A 20,848-nucleotide genomic window follows, 5' to 3' on the forward strand; every position below is an offset into this window, starting at 1 on the left:
CCGCTACATCGTCCACGCTCGAAAATGTGGTGCCGCTGACTCCGTTGCAGGAATCGTTGGTGTATCAATCCACCAACGCGATCGGGACCGACCCGTATTCGATGGTCCTGTCGGTGCCGTTGCAGGGCGTGGTCGAGGCGCAGCGGCTGCGGTCGGCGATCACGGCGGTGATCGATCGACATCCCGGTCTGCGCACCGGCTTTGCCCGCCGCAAGACCGGTGAGCCCGTGGGCCTGGTCCGGTCGTCCACCGGGTTCGCATGGCAGGAGTACGACGACTCCGGCCTGCCCGGCCCCGAGCAGATCGCACATCTCGCTTCGATCGTCGCCGCCGAACGTTCACATCGGTTCGACCTCACCACGCCACCACTGGTGCGTGCGACGCTGGTGCGCTCGGCCCCGCAACAGTGCACCCTGGTGCTGACCGTGCACCACCTGATCGTGGACGGGTGGTCGCTGTATCTGTTGCTCGCTGAGATATTGCGTTCTTACGCAGGAGATCTCACCGAGCCGCCCGCCGGCGCCAGGGCCTATTGGAGCTTTCTCGAGTGGCTCGCCGCCGACCGGCAGGCCGATGGTCGACGACTTGAACAGTTCTGGCTGCCCGAGTTGGCCGGTCTGGCCGGTGGCACCCTGCTGACGGGGTCGAGATCCCCTCGCAAGCGTTCGGAGCTGCCCACCGAGTTCGAGGTGTCGGTGGCTCCGGACGTGGTCTCCCGACTGCGGGAATCGCTCGGCCCGGCGGGCCTGACCCTCAACACCGCGTTGTCAGTCGTATGGGCGACGGTCCTCGGCAAGCATCTCGGACGCACGGATGTGGTGTTCGGCGCGACGGTCTCGGGACGTCCGCCGGAGATCTCCGGCATCGAGTCGGCCATCGGAACATTCGTCGACACCGTGCCCGTGCGGGTTCGGTTGTCACCGTCGGAGAGTCTGGTCGCCAACGCAATGGCGTTGCAGCGACGGCAGATCGCGCTGATGCCCGCGATGCACGTCGGTCTGGGTGTGCTGCAACGCGCCGCTGGGGTGGGGGACCTCTTCGACACCATGCTGGTGGTCGAGAACTTCATGATCGACTCTGCGGACATCGACACGGCGCAACGCAGTGCCGGCCTCGACATGGGGGAGCCGGTGATCGCGGACGCCACCGAGTTCCCGCTGTCCCTCACCGTGGTTCCGTCACCGTCGTCCGGGATCCGGATCCTCGTCAAATTCTCGCCGGACCGGGTCGGCGAGCAGGTGGTCCGGTCGTTGGTCGACCGGATGTGCCTGGGGCTGAGCCTGTTCGCGGACTCACCCGAGCGGTCCCTGGGGAGCATCGATCTCACGCCGCCGGCAGAGCGCGACCGACTCGGGGCATGGTCGGCCCTGACCCCGGCCGGCGCGGTGAGGTCGGTGCCGGAGCAGATCCGAACGCGCGCGGCGGCCGACCCGGACGCGACCGCGGTGGTGACCGGCTCGGCGAGGATCACCTATGCCGAGCTCCTGGCCCGCGTCGACGACTTCGCCGGCGAGTTCGCCACGCGCGGAATGGGCTGCGAGAGTGTCATTGCGATCGCGGTGCCGCGTGGCATCGACGCGGTGGCCTCGATGCTGGCCGCACTCGAGGTCGGTGCGGCATATCTGCCCATCGACCCGGAGTACCCGGCCGAGCGAATCTCCTACATGATCTCGGACGCGGTGCCCACCCTGATGGTCACCGACGACCCGCGGGTTGCGGCGGTGGCGCACTGTCCGGTGATGGATCCGGCGACCATCGAACCCGGCCGCAGGCGCACCACGCGGACGGCCGATCCGTACCTCCAGTCCGCCATCGCGTACGTCGTCTACACCTCCGGTTCGACCGGGACCCCCAAGGCGGTGCTGGGCACCGCAGGTGCGCTGGCCCACCGGATCGCGTGGGCGGCAAGGGAATGGTCGTTGCCGACCGCCGACGTCCGGCTTGCGAAGAGTTCGTTCGGCTTCATCGACGGTTCGACGGAACTACTCGGTGCACTGGCCGCCGGCGCCCAGGTGGTCATCGCCGATGCCGAACAGGCCAAGGATCCGCACGCGCTGGGACGGCTCGTCGCGGAACACGCGGTGAGCCAGTTGACCGCGATCCCGGGACTGGCCACGACCCTGGCGGACACCACTGCGGTGCCGTCGGTGCGCCGGTGGATCCTGAGCGGTGAACCTCTCACCGCCGAGGCGGTGGCCCGGATCAGCCGTGCCACACCCGCTGCGCAGGTGATCAACTCCTACGGCTCGTCCGAGGTCGCCGGTGACGTGACCACAGCGGTGGTCGCTCCGGGCGACCGGGTTCTGGTCGGCGATCCATTGCCCGGCAACGGGATCGCTCTGCTCGACCTCTTCTTGCAGCCGGTCGCACCGGGTGCCGTCGGCGACGTCTACGTACGTGGCGCCCAGTTGGCGCGCGGTTACCGCGGACGGCCGGGCGCCACCGCGCAGGCGTTTGTGGCGGACCCGGCCGGTCACGGGACCAGGCTCTACCGCACCGGTGATCTGGGCCGACTCGACGACAGCGGCCGATTGGAACTGCTCGGCCGCAGCGACAGTCAGGTGACGATCCGGGGACACCGGGTGGAACTGGCCGAGGTCGAGGCCGTCCTGGCGGCGCTCCCCGAGGTCCGGTCGGGTGCTGCCGCGGTCCGTGCAGATGTGCACGGTGACAACGTGCTCGTCGGTTACGTCGTACCCGAACATGCCGGTGTGACCGCGCAGACATTGCGCCAGGCGATGTCCCGGCAGTTGCCCGGACATCTGATCCCCACCGCGTGGACCCTGGTGGAGGACCTTCCCGTCCTCCCGAACGGCAAGCTCGATCGTGCGCGACTGCCGGCACCGGTGGTCGCCGGCGAGCGTGGTGGACGCAGTGAACCGCGCACCCCGGCGCAGGCACAGTTGTGCACGCTGTTCGCCGAGGTCCTGGGTGTCTCGCTGATCGGTCCCGAAGACAACTTCTTCGATCTCGGCGGGCATTCCCTGTCGGCCACGCGGTTGATCACCCGGGTGCGTGCGGCGCTCGGTGCCGGGCTCACCGTCGCGGACATCTTCGAGCGACCCACACCGGCAGAACTGGCCGAACTCATCGAGTCGGGTGCCGGTCCGGACACCGAACCCCTGGTGGCGCAGGCCCGAACCACGCCGCTGCCGTTGTCGTTTGCGCAGCAGCGTCTTCGGTTCCTGCACCGATTCGAAGAATCCCGTCCGGCCTATACCCTGCGGTTCGCCGTACGCCTGAGCGGTCACCTCGACCGGGACGCACTGCGGCGGGCGCTGGCCGCGGTGGTGGACCGGCATGAGGCACTGCGAACAATCTTCCCGGAAGACGTCGAGACCGGCCAGGCCGCGCAAGTGATCCTCCCGACAGGTACCGAGGTGGCCTGGAACGAGAGTTCTTGTCGCGACAGTGATCTCGCGGGCACGCTGCAGTACCTCGGTGAACAGACCTTTGATCTGACCACGGAACTGCCGATCCGCGCCGAGCTGATCGACGTCGGCCCGCAGTGCAGTGTGCTGGTGCTGCTGGTCCATCACATCGCCGCAGACGAGTGGTCGGCGACTGCATTGATGAGTGATCTGGCCCGGGCCTATCAGGGTGAATCACTGCCGGCGCTGCCGGTGCAGTACGCGGACTACGCGCTGTGGCAACGTCGCGTCCTCGGGGACCCGGACCAGCCGACCGCCCTCACCCGCAGGCAACTCGACCATTGGCGGGACCGCCTGGCCGGGATACCCGTTGAGCTGCCGTTGCCCTACGACCGGGCGCGTCCGGCGTATTCGAGCCACCGCGGCGACACGGTCGAGTTCAACATGGGCGCCGCGGAACTCGCTGCCCTGCGGCAAATTGCCCGGGCGACCGGATCATCGATGTTCATGGTGGTACACGCGGCGACGGCCATCGCGCTGTCGGCGTCGGGTGCCGGCACCGACATCGTGGTCGGAACGCCGGTCGCCGGCCGTACCGACAACGCTCTCGATGAACTGGTCGGGTTCTTCGTCAACACGCTGGTGCTGCGCACCGACCTCGGCGGCGATCCGACGCTGGCCGAGGTGATCTCGACCGTTCGCACGACCGATCTCGAAGCGTTTGTGCATCAGGATGTCCCGTTCGAGCGGATCGTCGACGATCTTGATCCGGAGCGGTCGCCGGCGCGTCAACCGCTGTTCCAGACCCTGGTGCAGTACCGCAATGCGATTGTCGCCCCCAACTTCCGCGGTGTGGTCGGTGAGCCGGTCTTCGCTGGTTCCCGGACCGCGAAGTTCGATCTGACCTGCGAATTCCGGGAAGCGGCGGAAGGCCGCGGATTGACCGGAACATTCGAGTACGCAACCGATCTCTACGATCGATCGACCGTGGCGGCGATGGCCGAACGAGTGCGGGCCGTGCTCACGGCCATGGCCGAAGATCTGACCACCCGGGTGTCCGCGTTGCGGTTGATCACCGCCACCGAAGAACAGTTGGTGCTCGCCGCCGCAGAGCCCGGGCCGCGCCCGGCGTCGACGCTGACGGATGTGTTCGCCCAGGCGGTGCGTCAACATCCGGGATCGGTTGCGGTGCAGGATGCGATCACGACCCTGACCTACGCCGAGCTGGAGCAACGATCACGAGCGCTGGCGTCGACACTGCGGGCCGCCGGAACCGGCCGGGGCGCCTTGGTGGCGCTGATGGTCCCGCGCACAACGGATCTGGTGGTGGCCGTACTCGCCACCCTGCGCGCGGGGGCCGCGTACGTCCCCATCGATCCCGAGTACCCGGCCGACCGGATCCGGATGATCATCGACGACTGTGCCCCGACCGTGGTCGTGGTCGGCGGTGGCGTCGTGCCACCGAGCGACCTGCCGCCGCAGGCGACCGTGGTGGACCTTCAGATCGCCTGGCAGGGAGTGGATCCTGATGTACCCCTGTCGCCGGTGGGGCTGACCGGGCAGGATCCGGCCTACGTGATCTACACGTCGGGCAGTACCGGCCGGCCCAAGGGCGTGAGCGTGTCCCACAGCAATGTGTGTGCCCTGCTCGGCGCCACCGTCGATCGGTTCGAGTTCGGGCCGGAGGACGTGTGGTCGCTCTTCCACTCGTACGCGTTCGACTTCTCGGTGTGGGAGCTGTGGGGGGCCCTTGCCCATGGGGGCCGGATCCAGGTGCTCGGTCGAGACGAGGCCCGATCACCGCGGGCACTCCTCGAGACGATCAACAGTGCCGGCGTGACCGTGCTGAACCAGACCCCGACCGCCTTCCGGCAGTTCGACGCGGTCGATGCCGAGTCCCCCGGTCTGGCCGATTCATTGCGGTACATCATCTTCGGCGGCGAAGCCCTCGAACTCCCGGCGCTGTCCGGGTGGTTCGCACGGCACCGCGAGACCACCGGTGAACGGCCGGCCGGCCCGGCGCTGATCAACATGTACGGCATTACCGAGACTACCGTCCACGCGAGTTGGCTCCGGATCACGGAGGGCGACACCCGGGTACCGTCGAGTCTGATCGGCGTCCCCCTGGCCGGATTCCGGGCGCGCGTGCTCGACCACCTGCTGCGCCCGGTCGGGGTGGGCGTGAGCGGTGAGCTGTATCTGTCGGGTCCACAGGTCACGGCTGGATATCTGCGGCGCGCCGGACTGAGCAGCGTCCGCTTCGTCGCCGACCCGTGGGGCGGCGAAGGGGAGCGGATGTACCGCTCGGGAGATGTGATCCGGTGGACCGCCCAGGGAAAGCTCGACTACGTGGGGCGCGCCGATCAGCAGGTCAAGATCCGCGGATTCCGCATCGAGCTCGGTGAGATCGGGGCAGCGATCCGCGATGTCGAAGGCATTCGCGATGCGGTCGTGATCGACCGTGAGGGCCCCTCGGGTGCAACCATTCTGGTGGGTTACGTCCTGGCTGCGAGCAATCCTGAATCGTCTGATCAGGAGTCTCCCGATCTGACTCTGCGTGACCGCGTCTCGAGTGAGCTCAGCGACCGGTTGCCCGACTACATGGTCCCGTCGGCGCTGGTGTTCATGGCGGACTTCCCCATGACGCCACACGGCAAGCTCGATCGCGGCGCGCTTCCCGACCCGGACTTCACCACGAGCGTCACCTCGCGGGAACCGGAGACGGACAACGAACGGATTTTGTGTGAGGTGTTTGCCGAAACGCTTGGCCTCGAACTGGTTTCGGTCGACGACGACTTCTTCGCGTTCGGCGGGGACAGCATCGTGTCGATCCAGTTGGTGAACCGGGCGCAACGCCGCGGTCTGACCCTGGCGACCCGGGACATCTTCACCCACCGAACCGTGGCGGCACTCGCGGCAGTGGCGACGACCGAGTCGCAGGACCACTCCGGCGCCGATGCCTCGGTTGGTCCGGTTGCCCTGCTGCCCATCATGTCCCGCCTGCGTGAGCTCGGTGGTTCGAGTATCCACATCAACCAGTCGATGGTGGTGCAGGTTCCGGCCTCCGCCGATGGTGAGGTCATCCGCGCGATCGTGTCGGCCCTGGTCGATCACCATGACGCGCTGCGTCTGCAGCTCACCGACATCGCCGGCATCCTCTGGTCGCTCGAGATCAGGCCACGGGGTGCGGTGGCCGGCGCCGACTGTGTCGAGGTGGTGCAGATGTCCGACGACGCCGACCTGGCCGATGTGGTGGCCCGCGCGTCCGCGGCCGCCCGCGATCGTCTCGATCCGATCGCCGGCCAGATGCTGGCCGCGGTCTACCTCGACCGACCCGGCGCGCCGGGCCGACTGATTCTCGTCATCCACCACCTGGCCGTCGACGGCGTGTCCCGCCGGATCATCCTGGAGGATCTGGAGCAGGCGTGGTCGGACGTGCAGGCCGGCCGGCCGATCGACCTGTTGCCTGCACGAACCGCATTGAGCGAGTTCGCGAACCGGGTATCGGCTGCGGCACTCGACTCCGGCCGCCAGCGTGAGCTCTCTCATTGGCAGAGCGTGCTGGCGCCCGGTGGCGAGCTGGTCTCCGGTTCGGTGGCCGGGACGGTGGGCGAGCAACACACGATCGAGATCGAACTCGATACCGAGACCAGCGGCGCGTTGCTCACCTCTGTGCCGGCGCGATCCGGATTCGAGGTGACCGCGATCCTGCTCGGTGCGGTCCGGGCGGTTCTCGGTGACGCCGGCCGCGACCTGATCGTCGACGTCGAACGTCACGGCCGCGAAGATCCGGATTCGGGCCCGTCGGTGGAGCTGACCCGAACACTCGGCTGGTTCACCGCGATGGCGCCGGTCCGGTTGCCCGCCTTCACCTCTGTTGACGACGCGGTGGAACAGACGGCGGCAGCGCTGGCCGCAGTACCGGGATCCGGTCTCGGATACGGAATGCTCCGATACCTCGATCCGCAGACCAGTGCGATTCTGTCCGAAATCGGCAGTGCACAGGTGCTGTTCAACTACCTGGGGCGCATCCCGGTCGGGAAAGGTGGCGATTGGCTGCCCTCGGTGGAGTCGCCGGCACTCGACACCCCGCCCGATGCAGATCTCGGTGTGCCGTACGCCTTGGAGATCGAGATCGTTTGCATCGATGGTCCTGATGGCCCGGTGCTCCGTGGCAGGTTCACATATCTGCCGGGAGTCCTGCACGGGGACGAAGTGATGAAGCTGGCGCAGCGATGGATGTCGGTCAGCGGGCAATTGGCGGATCCCGCCACGTATTCGGTGGAGGTAGCACGGTGACCGGCGTCAAAGAGTCTTACGACAACGTGGACGAGATCGCAGCGCAGGGTCCGGTGACGCTGCCGGCCACGGCCGCTCAGCGGGACGTCTTCCTCGGCGCGCAGACCGCGCCGAACGCGGCCATGTACAACATCGGGCTCTACGGCGAGGTCACCTCGGGTCCGCTCGACATCGGTCGCCTCACCACCGCGATCGGCAGTGTGGTCGCCAAAGCCCCCACGCTGCATGTGCGATTTGCGATGCGCTCCGATGGGGAACTCCGGCAAGTGGTGACACCGCCGGCGAACACCGTCCCCGACGTCGTCGATCTGCGCGCCGATGCAGATCCGCGCGGCGCCGCGATGACGTGGATGCGGGCCGAACTCGATCAGCCCTGCGACGTCACCGCCGATCGGTTGTTCGGGACCGCCGTCCTGCTGTTGTCGGACACCGTGACGATCTGGTTTCTGCGTGCACACCACATCGTCTGCGACGGCGTCGGATTGATGCAGCTCGCCCTGTCGGTGCGCCGCGCCTACCCGGCGCCCGACGAGTTCGACCCGGGTCCGCGGTGGTCGATCGAGGGTTACGTCAAGGCAGATCAGGACTATCGGGACTCGGACCTGTTCGCGGCAGATCGGGACTACTGGGTCGGCCAGATGGCCGATCTGCCGCCCGCGCCCCGTCTGCTGAAACGCGTTCTGCCACCGGCCCAAGGGATCGAGCACGTGGCGGTGGTCCTCGACACCGAACGCACAAAGGTCCTACAGGACCTGGGCAAGGCTCACGGACTGTCGTTGGCTCAGGTCCTGATCGGTGCGCTCGCCGCATTCACACATCGCCAGACCGGACTGTCCGACATCGTGTTCGCGCTCCCGACCACGGCGCGCGGGGTCAGTGAACTGCGAACCGTTCCGGGCATGGTCTCGAGCGTCTCGCCGTTGCGAGTGGCCGTCGACGGTCGCGATGGGCTCGTGGACATCGCCCGCAGAGTTGCCGATCGGCTCGCCGATATGTTGAAGCACAGCCGTTTTCGTGGTGAAGACCTCGGCCGCGAATTGCGGACCCTCGATCCGGGCTATCGCATGTTCGGCGCCGGTATCAACGTGATGTCGGCGTCGTCGAACGCCACCGTGGGTGGTCTGCCCGCCGAGTTCGTCCCGCTGGCAGCCGGTCCGGCAGGCGACGTCGAGTTCTTTGCCATGATCCAGCGCAGCACCGAACCGATCCGTATCGGGCTGCGGGGTGTTGCCGACGCCGAAGACGACGTGATCGAGGTCGCGCGCGAACTCGAAGCATTTTTCGACGAACTGTTCGTCGACCCGACCGCCAGGGTGCAGGCGCTGGGGTCGAACGCGGTATCGGCGACCGTCGGCGAACCGCAAGCGGTGCCGCTGCTCCCGTCGCTGCACCGGGCCCGGCAGCAACCGGAGACGGTCGCGGCAGTGCGGACCCGGATGGTTGGGTTGCCTACCGGATCCACCGCCGAGATGGTCCGCGACGCGGCGCATGCGCTGGTGAGCGCCCATCAGATCCTGCACAGCCGGCTGTCCGAACCCGCTGCCGGACTGTGGTCTCTGGAACCGGTCGATCCCGAACTCGCCGAATCGGTAGACGCGGTCGACGTCCGGGCCGGTCGGATCCTTGCCGCACAGTGGCGGCCAGATGAGTCGGCCGCCTGCCTGACGGTGGCCGCCCTGTTCGTCGATACCGAATCATTGGCCGTACTGGCGGCCGAACTGGAACAGGCGGTCCGCGACGCCCTGGCCGGGCGGACCATCCGAATCGACCCGCCGGCAACACCTATCGCAGCGCTGGCCCAGGAACTCACGGCCCGCTCGCGCTCGCCCCAACTGCTCGCCGAACTGCCCCGCTGGCTCGGGGTCCTGGCCACCGGTGGGCGGGTCACGGCCGTGGTCACCGGCGGGGCCGATCCCGGTCGGTCGGCGGACGCCGGATTCGACGCCGAATCACCGGTGTCCGCACCGGCGGAGCTGGCGGCGGAAGAACTCACCGCGGTGCTGTCCGCTGCGGCAGCGTTGACGATGTCGCGTTGGGATGCCGCCCGTGGCGTCGACCGGACCGAGATCGTCTTCGAGGTCGGCCAGGACATCGGCCACAGGACCCCGTTCGGTCTGGACCTGTCCGGGACCGTCGGACCGCGGCGGTCGGTGGCGCCCATCCGGCTGTCGACCGGATCCGGTACCGAACAGGATCCGGCGCAGCTCATCGAGACGGCTCGCGAATTCTGGTCCGACGCAGCCGATCTGCGGTTCGAGGTCCTCCGGTACCTGCAGCCACAGGCAGGCGCCGCGCTCGCGGCCCTACCACCGGTCGACCTGCGGGTCGAACGACTCGACGTCGATGAACCGATGCCGCCGGCGACCGCGATCCGGCTGACCCTGCGGCACGGCACCCACGGATGGTCGGCGCGCGTGCAGGCACGACACTCGGTCGCAGGTGAGTCCGAGCTGGAGCGGCTTGCGACGATCTGGTCGCAGACATTGACGGCTCTGTTGCCCGCAGCCGCCGCGCGGACGTCGCGCTACCTGGTGCGGGTGACCCCCGAGCAGGACGAAACCCTCATCGCCCTGGCCGGAGAACGCATCTCCGATGTGTGGCCACTGTCGCCGTTGCAGGAGGGCTTGTTCTATCAGGCCCAGGTGGACAGCGACAACGACATCTACACCGCCCAGTTCTGGCTGGACGTGGATCATCGGCTGGATGCGGACCGGTTGCGGGTGGCCGCCACCGAGCTGATGAACCGCAACCCCGCGATCCGTGCCGGATTCACCGTCGACGGGTTCGATGCACCGGTCCAGTTCGTGGTCGACGACCTCGAACCGACGCTGGCCGAAGTCGATCTGTCGGGCTACCCGGCTGCCGACCGGGACACGATGCTCGAAGCGGAACTGGCCCGGGACCGGCGTACCCCGTTCCGGCTCGATGCACCGCCACTGTGGCGGATGACGCTGATCCATCTCGACGCCGGACATGACCGGCTGGTGATCAATCGTCAGTTCATGCTGTGGGACGGATGGTCCGGTGGGCCGTTTGTGTCGCAGTTGCTGGCACTCTATGCGGCAGCGGATTTCGGCACGGTGGACGCTCCACGCTCCACGTTCGGAGACTACTTGGCGTGGCTGGGTGACCAGGATCAGCAGGCCGCCCACGATGCGTGGGCGCAGATCCTCTCCGGTGTCGACGAACCGTCGCTGCTCGTGCCGCGCGCGATCGGTACGGCAACAGTCGCGCCGACGCGCATCGAACGAACCCTCGGAGCCGAGCTGTCCGCGGAGTTGCGAGGGGCCTCGCGTGCTGCCGGGGTGACGCTCAACGCGGCGCTCAATTCGGCTCTGGCCCTGGTGCTCTCCCGTCATCTCGGACGCGCGGAGGTGATCTTCGGATCCACGGTCTCCGGACGCCCGACCGAGGTTCCGGGCGTCGATGAGGTGATCGGTCTGTTCCTCAACACCATTCCGGTCAGAGTGTGCCTGCGACCAGGGGAGACGCTGACCGAACTCGCGCGCCGGGTTCAGACCGACCGGATCGATTCGATGGCATACGACCATCTCGGACTGGCCGGAATCCACCGGGCCGCCGGGGTCTCGACGCTGTTCGATGTCCTGTACGTGCTGCAGAACTTCCGCACCGAGGCCGAAGAGGCCGAACAATCCCGGCGGCACGGACTACTCGGCGAGGGAAGCCTCGATCACACGCACTATCCGGTCACCGTCGTGGTGACACCGAGCGAGGACATCCGCTTCCGGATCGAATACCGGGCGGACCTGATCTCAGGCGACCTCGCCGCCACGATGGCCGACGAGTTCCGTGCTGTCCTGGCCACATTCGTCGACGCCCCGACCACTGTCGCCGCGGCGGCGCTGCCCAGCGCACCGGCGGTGGCCGCCGAGTCCGGTGACGACCTCCCCGACATCACGATCTCCGAGATGCTCGCCGAACGTGCCGCAGCGATCCCGACCGACACCGCGTTGGTGTTCGGTGACGAGCGGGTGACCTACGCGGAACTCGACGCCCGCATCAACCGGGTTGCCAGGTTGCTGCTGCGCCGGGGCGCGGGTCCGGAGACGATCGTCGCCATCGCGCTGCCCCGCAGCATCGACACGGTGGTCGCATTGTTCGCGGTACTGCGTTGCGGCGCAGCATATCTACCGTTGGAACTCGATCATCCGGACGACCGACTCACGACCATCCTGGACCAGGGCGATCCGATGGCGGTACTCACCGTGGCGGGCACGGCACCCAGACTCGGTGCGCGTCACAATCTGCTGGTCCTCGACGACGCCGAGATCAGTGAGCAGGTCGAGGCGCTGTCCGAATCAGCGTTGAGCGACGACGAACTCGGGATCTTCGCGCCCGGAACGCCCGGACGCCTTCGACATCCGGCCTACGTCATCTTCACCTCGGGCTCGACGGGTCTGCCCAAGGGCGTATCGACACCGTACCTGGGGTTGACGAACATGCAGCTCAACCACCGCGGTGCGATCTTCGACCCGACGGTGGCCGCCGTTGCCGAATCCGGCCGGAGCGCACGACTGCGCATCGCGCACACCGTGTCCTTCGCCTTCGACATGTCGTGGGAAGAGTTGCTGTGGCTTGTCGAAGGCCATGAGGTGCATGTCTGCGACGAAGAGCTCCGCCGTGATGCCGCCGGGTTGGTGGATTACTGCCGCCGGCATCTCATCGACGTTGTCAACGTCACCCCGACCTATGCCCATCATCTCTTCGAGGCCGGACTTCTCGCGGGACCGGAGGAGGTCACCTCGCCTCACCCCGGGCATCGTCCACCGCTGGTCCTGCTCGGCGGTGAAGCAGTTCCCGAGAACATTTGGCAGCAGCTGCGTGACACCCCGAATGTGCTGGGGTACAACCTGTACGGGCCAACCGAGTACACCATCAACACACTGGGCGCGGGCACCGACGAATGTGACAAGCCCACCGTCGGACATCCGATCAGCCGGACGCGGGCCCACCTTCTCGATCCCTGGCTCCGCCCGGTCCCACAAGGCGTGGTCGGGGAGTTGTACATCAGCGGTGCGGGTCTGGCACGCGGATACCTGAACCGGACCGCATTGACCGCGGAGCGCTTTGTCGCCGACCCGTTCGTGGCGGCCGGAGCGCGGATGTACCGCACCGGAGACCTGATGCGATGGCGGGCCGACGGGAACCTGGAGTTCCTGGGCCGTACCGATGATCAGGTGAAGATCCGCGGCTACCGGGTCGAGGTCGGCGAGATCGAAGCGGTCCTCGACTCCCACCACGACATCGTGCGGGCCGCCGTGATCGCGGCCCCTGATCCGTCACTGCCCGGCACCAAACGCCTCGTGGCGTACGTGGTGCCCGCGGCGACCTTCGACGGTGACCTGGCCGCGCTGCGCACCCACCTGGGTGGATTGCTGCCCGATTACATGGTCCCGGCGTTGTTCTCGGTGGTGGACAGCCTGCCGATGACGGTCAACGGCAAGCTGGACATCGCCGCGCTGCCCGAGCCGGAACTGGCGATCGGTGGCGTGCGACGTGCACCGCGAACCGATATCGAACGTGCATTGTGTGAGGCTTTCGCCTCGATCCTCGACGTCGACGAGGTCGGTGTCGACGACGACTTCTTCTCACTCGGTGGCCATTCGATGTCGGCGATGCAGTTGGTCGGCCGGGTGGAGGTCGATGGACGCAAACTTGCGATCCGTGACCTGTTCGAGGCGCGGACACCGGCGGCCCTGGCCACTCGCCTGCAGGGTGCAGACGGTCTGGCCGATCCGCAGACCTCATCGTTGATCGCCGTCGCGAACACGCCTCGGCCCGAACTGATTCCGCTGTCTGCCGCCCAAGAACGTCTGTGGCTCCTGAATTCACTCGACGGCGACGATCTCTCGTACCACTACGCGCACGTCGCGCGTATCGGCGGCGTTGTCGACGAGAATGCCCTGCGTGCAGCTCTTCTCGATGTGCTGGAACGCCATGAGGCCTTGCGCACGGTGGTGCGGGTCGTGCACGGACAACCGACTCAGTACGTCGGCACGGCCGCCGATGCGTTGGCATTCGATGTTCTCGAGATGCAAGGGGCCGATGATGCCGCGATCCGCAGCACCGTCGCAGAGCATCTGACCCGCCGTTTCGATCTGGAACGTGGACCGGTTCTGCGGACCCTGCTGGTCCGGGTGGGGGAGGCCGGCGAACACTCGGTGGTCGCGCTGGCCCTGCACCACATGGTCACCGACGAGTGGTCGGATCGCCCGCTGCTTACCGACCTGACGATCGCGTACCTGGCCCGGTTGTCCGGCACCGCACCGGAATTCGCCGACCTGCCGGTGCAGTACGCCGACTACACCCGCTGGCAACTCGAGCGGCTGGGATCGGTGTCGGATCCCGACTCCCGCGCGGCTCGTCAATTGGAGTACTGGAAGCAGGCCCTGGCCGGTCTGCCCGACGAGATCGAACTCCCACGCGATCGGCGTCGTCCGGCGGTGCCGACAGGTGCCGGCGACATGGTCACCGCAGAGGTCGGACGCGAGGTCCGGGACGCGCTGCTGGCGGTCGGACACCAGGTCAACGCCAGCATGTTCATGGTCACCCAGGCGGCGGTGGCCGCGCTGCTGAGTCGTCTCGGCGCCGGGACCGATCTGGCCTTCGGTTCGCCGATCTCCGGACGCAATGATCCGGCTCTGGCCGACCTGGTGGGGTTCTTCGTCTCGACACAGGTGCTGCGGATGGACGTCTCGGGCAACCCGACGTTCACCGACCTGCTGGAGCGGACACGAGAGGTCGATCTGGCCGCCTTCGAGAACCAGGATCTGCCGTTCCAGCAGATCGTCGAAGCGCTCGGGCCACCGCGCGTGGCCGGCCGCAACCCGCTCTTCCAAGTGATGGTCAGCTACCTGCAGATCGGTGGTGCCAATCCCGATTTCCTGGGTATGCCAACCGAATTCGAGAACCTGCAGGCACAGCATGCGAAGTTCGACCTCGCGTTCACGTTTGTCGACACAGACACCTCGATGACCATTGGTGTGGAGTACTCCACCGAGCAGTTCAACCGCTCCACCGTCGAAGGATTCGCCCGTCGTCTGACCGGCGTCCTGCGTGAGGTCGCCGCGCGTCCGAGCGCGCGGATCGGCGACCTCACGGTGATCGATGCCACGGACAACGAGGTCCTGGCCGTACTCCGCGGTGCTCGGGTTCCGGCATCGTCGACGTTGGCGGACCTGCTGGTCGCCCGTCCGGCGCGGCCGCAGCCGGCTCTGCTGACCCCGGGTGGCGGTTCGGTGTCGCACGGCGACTTCCGCAGTGCCGTCGCGCGTTTGGCCAGACATCTCATCGCCACGGGCGTCGGTCCGGAGTCGGTTGTCGCCGTGGCGGTTCCGCGCTCGGAAGAGCTGTTGCGGGCGATCCACGCCGTCGTCATGGCCGGCGCGGCCTACTTGCCGCTCGATGTGGACTATCCGGTGGATCGGCTGCAGTACATGGTCGATGCCGCGAACCCGGTGGTGGCGCTCACCGTTGCCGATTGGGCAGGCAATCTGCCCGCCGGCGTCCCGGCCATCGTTCTCGATGATCCGCTGGTGGCCGAAGTACTTTCCGAGCTGTCGGGTGAACCGTTGACCGACGCCGAGCGCACCGGGGCGTTGTTGCCAGAACACCCCGCCTACGTGCTGTTCACGTCGGGATCGACCGGTCGACCGAAGGGTGTTGTGGTCTCGCACCGGTCGATCGTCAACCGACTGGTGTGGATGCAGAGTGTCTACGGGGTCGGGGCCGGTGACCGGGTTCTGCACAAGACTCCGATCAGCTTCGATGTCTCGGTGTGGGAGCTGTTCTGGCCGTTGGCGTATGGTGCCACCCTGGTGATCGCCCAACCGGACGGACATCGCGATCCGGCGTATTTGGTCGAGTTGATCGACCGGCAACGGATCCGGTATGTACATTTCGTCCCGTCGATGCTCGAGGTCTTCCTGGCATCGCCGGCGTTGACGCAGGTTCCCGATCTGGCCGAACGCGGGCTCGAGGCGATCATCGCCAGTGGGGAGGCGCTGCGGGCGGACGTCGCGCAGACGCTTCGCAACCGACTGCCGGGTGTCCGGCTGGACAACCTCTACGGTCCCACCGAAGCGGCGGTGGACGTCAGCGCGGCGATCGGTGTGGGTGATGGAACATTCGAGGACCCGGACGCCGTGAGTGCGGCGTTGTCGCTGGGCGGACCGGTCTGGGGCACCGACCTGTTCGTGCTCGACGAGTTCCTCCAGCAGGTGCCCGTCGGTGTGATCGGTGAACTGTATCTCGGTGGCGTCCAGCTGGCCCGCGGCTACCACGCCGACCCGCGACGTACGGCGGAACGTTTTGTGGCACACCCGTTTGTCAGCGGTGAGCGCCTGTATCGGACCGGTGACCTGGTCTGTGTACGCCGTGACCGCGAGGGCCGGGTCGGACTCGATTATCGGGGCCGCTCCGACCAGCAGGTCAAACTGCGGGGCCTTCGTATCGAACTCGGTGAGATCGAGACGGCGATACTCGACGCCGGAGCAGTGGTGGCCGCTGCGGCCGCGGTGCATGCCGATGACCTGGTGGGTTATTACGTGCTCGACCAGGAGTCGACGGAACATCCGGACGCCGCGACGATCCGCAACATCATCGCATCCCGATTGCCCGGCTACATGGTGCCGACGCAACTGATCGAACTCGACACTCTTCCGTTGGGTCCGAGCGGCAAACTCGACCGGCGGTCACTGCCGGCCCCGACTCGCGCGGCCGGCAGCTCACGCGCTCCCGAGGGTGAGCTCGAGATGACGGTCGCCGAGGTCTTCGGTGACGTGCTGGGCCGCGACCCGGCGCAGGGACCAGTCGGGGCAGAAGACGACTTCTTCGCTCTGGGTGGGCACTCGCTGCTGGCGATCCGGGTGTCCAACGCACTGGGCGAGAAGTTGGGCGTCTCGGTCGGGATGCGAGATCTCTTCGAGAATCCCACGATCGCCCAACTGGCCGACCATCTGAGGAGCGGTCGGCCAGTACCGGCGCGCGCGCAACTGGTGGCCCGCGCCCGTCCCGATCGGCTCCCGTTGTCGCCGGGGCAGGCCCAGATGTGGACGATGTACGCCGTCGGCGGGGCCGATCCCACCTACAACGTGCCGGTGTTCTGGTCTCACCCCGATCCGATCGACGAAAGTGTGCTGGCGCAAGCTCTTGCCGATGTCGCTGTGCGGCACGAGGTTCTGCGCACCGTGTACCCGGAGGTGGACGGGCAGCCGGTCCAGGTCATCACCCCGGCCACCGCGGTGACGGTGCCGGTCGAGTCGGTTGCGGTCGGCGAGGCCGATGTGGTCGCAGCGGTGGTGTCGGCGGTGTCATACGCCTTCGAGCTCGATCGTGAGGTGCCGCTGCGGGCAACCGTGTTCAAGACCGGTGCCGGGGCGAATCTGGTGCTGTTGTTGCTGCACCACATCGCGACCGACGAGTGGTCGGCGGCGCCGCTGCAGCGGGACCTGACGCAGGCCTACCGGGCGCGCTGCGCCGGCGTGGCGCCGGACTGGACCCCGCTTCCGCTGCAGTACGCCGATTATGTGCTGTGGCAACGGGAGGTGCTGGGCGATCCGGGTGACGAACATTCCAGGAGCGCAGTTGCGTTGGAGTACTGGCGCAAGCGGCTGGCCGGGCTTCCGGAAGAGTTGGCGTTGCCCTACGACCATGCACGACCGGACCGGATGAGCAATCGCGGCGGTACGGTCGTCCGTCGGATCGATGCGCAGATCACCCGTGCGCTCCGAGAGCTCGGTGCGCAGACCGGCGCCAGCATGTTCATGATCATGCAGACCGCGGTCGTGGCGATGCTGCATCGCATGGGTGCCGGTACCGACATCGCGATCGGATCGCCGATCTCGGGGCGTAGCGACTCGCGCCTGGACGACATGGTCGGTTATTTCCTGAACACCGTTGTCCTGCGCGCGGATGTGTCCGGGCAACCGACGTTCACCGAGTTGCTCGAACGGGTGCGGGAAACCGATCTGGCGGCGTTCGATCACCACGATGTCCCGTTCGAGCAGGTTGTCGAGGCGGTCGCGCCGAATCGTTCTCCGGCCATCCATCCGCTGTTCCAGGTGATGATCGTCTATCTGACCGGCACGCTGCCGGATGCATCGTCACCGGATGCAGCGGCGCCGGAACAGCTTTCCGGCAACGGTACGGCGAAGTTCGAGCTCTCCTTCGATTTCACCGAGGATCAGGCGACCGGCGTCGTCGGCTGCGCGTTGCAGTACAGCAGTGACCTGTTCGAGCGGTCCACGGTCGAAGCGCTGGCCGATCGACTGATAGCGGTGTTGCGCACGGTTGCCGAGCGCACCGATGTTCCGCTGCGCGAGATCGATGTCCTCTCGGCCGCGGAATCGGCCAACGTGGCGGCCTGGTCGACGGGTGATCAAGTGGACCTGCCGCCGGGCACGATCAACGACCTGCTGGTCGACGCGGCGCACCGGCATCCCGCAGCCGAGGCAGTGGTGTTCGGCGACCAGAGTTTGAATTATGCGCAGTTCGACATGCAGGCGAACGCGTTGAGCCGGCTGCTCCTGCACCGGGGTGTGCGGCCGGGAGACCGGGTTGCGGTGGCGTTGCCACGCAGTCTGGATCTGCCCGCGGTACTGACCGCGATCATGCGGATCGGCGCCGCCTACGTGCCGATCGATTCGGACCATCCGGTCGACCGCGTCGACTACATCCGGGAAAACAGTGCGGTGGCACTGACAATCGCCGATTCGACGACGGTATCGGCACTTGGTGATGCCGCCGATGTGGTGTTACTCGACGACGCCGCACTGCGCGCCGAACTGGCAGAACTGCCGACGCAACCGGTCACCGATGGCGAACGGGGCCGGGCGATCCTGCTCGGCGACGCCGCCTACACGATCTACACCTCGGGCTCGACCGGACGCCCGAAAGGCGTGGTCATCGATCATCGGGGCCTGGTCAACTTCCTGATCTGGAAGCAACGGGCCACCGGAATCGACGCGAGCGACCGGATCCTGCAGAAGACCCCCTTCTCGTTCGACGCCTCGGTGTGGGAGTTCTTCGTCCCCCTGATGATCGGCGGCACGGTCGTGATGGCCGAGCCGGGTGGACATCGGGACCCGCAGTACCTTCTCGACGAGATCGAGCGGGCACAGTTGACAACGGTCGAGTTCGTGCCGTCGATGCTCAATGCCCTACTGCAGTACGACTTCCCGAAAGAGACCACCGCATCGGTGCGGCGGGTGTTCTGCGGTGGTGAGGCATTGTCTGCGGCAACCGCGGCGCAGGCACTGGCCCGGTTCGATGCAGATCTGTACAACCTGTACGGACCCACCGAGACCACCGTCGGTATCACCGGCGAACTGGTGACCGAGCAGGTCGTCGCCGGGGGACAGGCGTCGGGTGCGGGTCTGTCGATCGGGAGCCCGGCCTTCAACTCGACGGCGCGAGTGCTCGACGACTCGCTGCGGCCGGTGGCCGTGGGCGTGGTCGGAGAGCTGTACCTCGGTGGCCCTCAGGTGGCGCTGGGCTATCACGGTCAACCGGGCCTGACCGCACACCGCTTTGTGGCCGATCCCTTCGGCGCGGTCGGTGAACGGCTCTACCGCACAGGCGATCTCGTCCGGTGGACCGAGCCCGGTTCCATCCAGTACCTGGGCCGGATCGATGATCAGGTCAAGATTCGGGGATTCCGGGTCGAGACCGAAGAGATCCGGTTTGTGCTGGAATCGCACCCGGACGTGCGAACAGCGGCAGTTGTCGTGCGTAGACGTGGGTCCCTCGCTGAGCCCTACCTGGCCGCGTACGTCACCCGAACCGCTGCCGGGTCGGATGTGGTGGTCGACGACGGGCTCATCGCCCGGCTTCGGGGCTTCCTCGTGGAGCGCCTTCCCGACTACATGGTGCCTGTGGCGTTTGCCGAACTCGACGAATTGCCGGTGACCGTCAACGGCAAGTTCGATGCCAGTGGCCTGCCGGAACCGGTGCTGTTCGCGGCGGTCGATCATCGGGACCCGCAGACGGCCACCGAGATTCTTGTTGCCGAAGTGCTGCGAGAGGTCTTGGAGATCGATCGGGATGTGGCGGTTTCGTCGAACGACGATTTCTTCGGTCTCGGTGGCCACTCGTTGTCGGCGATAAGGTTTGCCAATGCCCTGCGCAGCAGGACCGGACTACCGGTGGCCCTGCGGACCATCTTCGACCGGCGGACCGTCACCGGGATCGCTGCGGCGATCGACGCGGGTGATGACAGTGGGCAATCCCATCCGATCGCGGTGGAACTCGCACCGTCGGCACGGGGCCGCTACGTCTTCTGCGTGCATGCCATCTCCGGGGTCGGGACCGTGTATTCGACTGTGGTGCCGCATCTGCCGGACGGCTACGGGCTGATCGCGCTGCAGGATCCGGCCCATGGTGGATCGTCAGAGGACTTCGAGACCTTCGACGAGCTGGTGACGACCTACACCGAGGTGATCCGCGAGCATCAGCCCGAGGGTCCCTATGAGCTGCTGGGCTTTTCGTACGGCGGACACATCGCCTTCGGGATCGCCCGGGAGTTGGAGACTGCCGGTGCCACCGTCAGCGGCCTGACCATCCTCGACACCCCACCGGTTACCGCTGACACGGTGAACATCGCCCCGGATCCCGATGAGCTCGAGCGCGAGGTGCTCCAGATCTTCGCGCACTATGCCGCACTGGCTGCCGCGGACGTCGATGCGGTATCCGGGCTGCCCTGGGATCAGGCCCGTGACCAGATCGCCTCCCGGAGTGCAGAATCGGGGGGACCGATGGCGGATTACAGTCTCGACGACGCCCGCGCGTTCATGGCTTCGTATGCGCGCTGCCTGCGGCTGATGAAGCAGTCGCCGACACATGGCGAGGTCGCGGTGCCGATCGATCTGGTGCTGGGTTATCTGCACTTCGAGACCCAGGATGCGACCCGCGAACTCTGGCAGGAGCATTGCCGCAGCGTTGTGCGGTCCTCGCGCGTACCGGCGATGCACGATGACATGCTGAACCCGGATGTGGTGGGGCAGTGGTATCCCGGCCTGGTCCGCTCCCCAAACAGTATGGATTAGGGCGCCTTTCGGCCCGCGGATGAGGATCTGCGGGCCGTCTGGCGGGCACCACGGGGCGGTTGGTGGCCGTTGCGGGGCGCAATTTCGTGTCCGGATCAGGAGACTAACATCGAA

At 67.0% G+C, this 20,848-nt stretch carries 2 protein-coding genes; both read left to right on the forward strand.

The window, feature by feature from the left end:
- Positions 1-26 precede the first annotated feature (26 nt).
- Positions 27-7,670: an amino acid adenylation domain-containing protein gene (locus AC51GT_RS22235; protein ID WP_496330192.1), complete on the forward strand. Its 7,644-nt coding sequence runs from the start codon at positions 27-29 to the stop codon at positions 7,668-7,670.
- Entirely contained in the window at positions 7,667-20,734 is a 13,068-nt protein-coding gene (locus AC51GT_RS22240; protein WP_496330193.1) for an amino acid adenylation domain-containing protein, read from the forward strand. The genes AC51GT_RS22235 and AC51GT_RS22240 overlap by 4 nt, the downstream gene beginning before the upstream one ends.
- Positions 20,735-20,848 lie beyond the last annotated feature (114 nt).

The sequence above is a fragment of the Williamsia sp. z34 genome, from assembly GCF_059553395.1.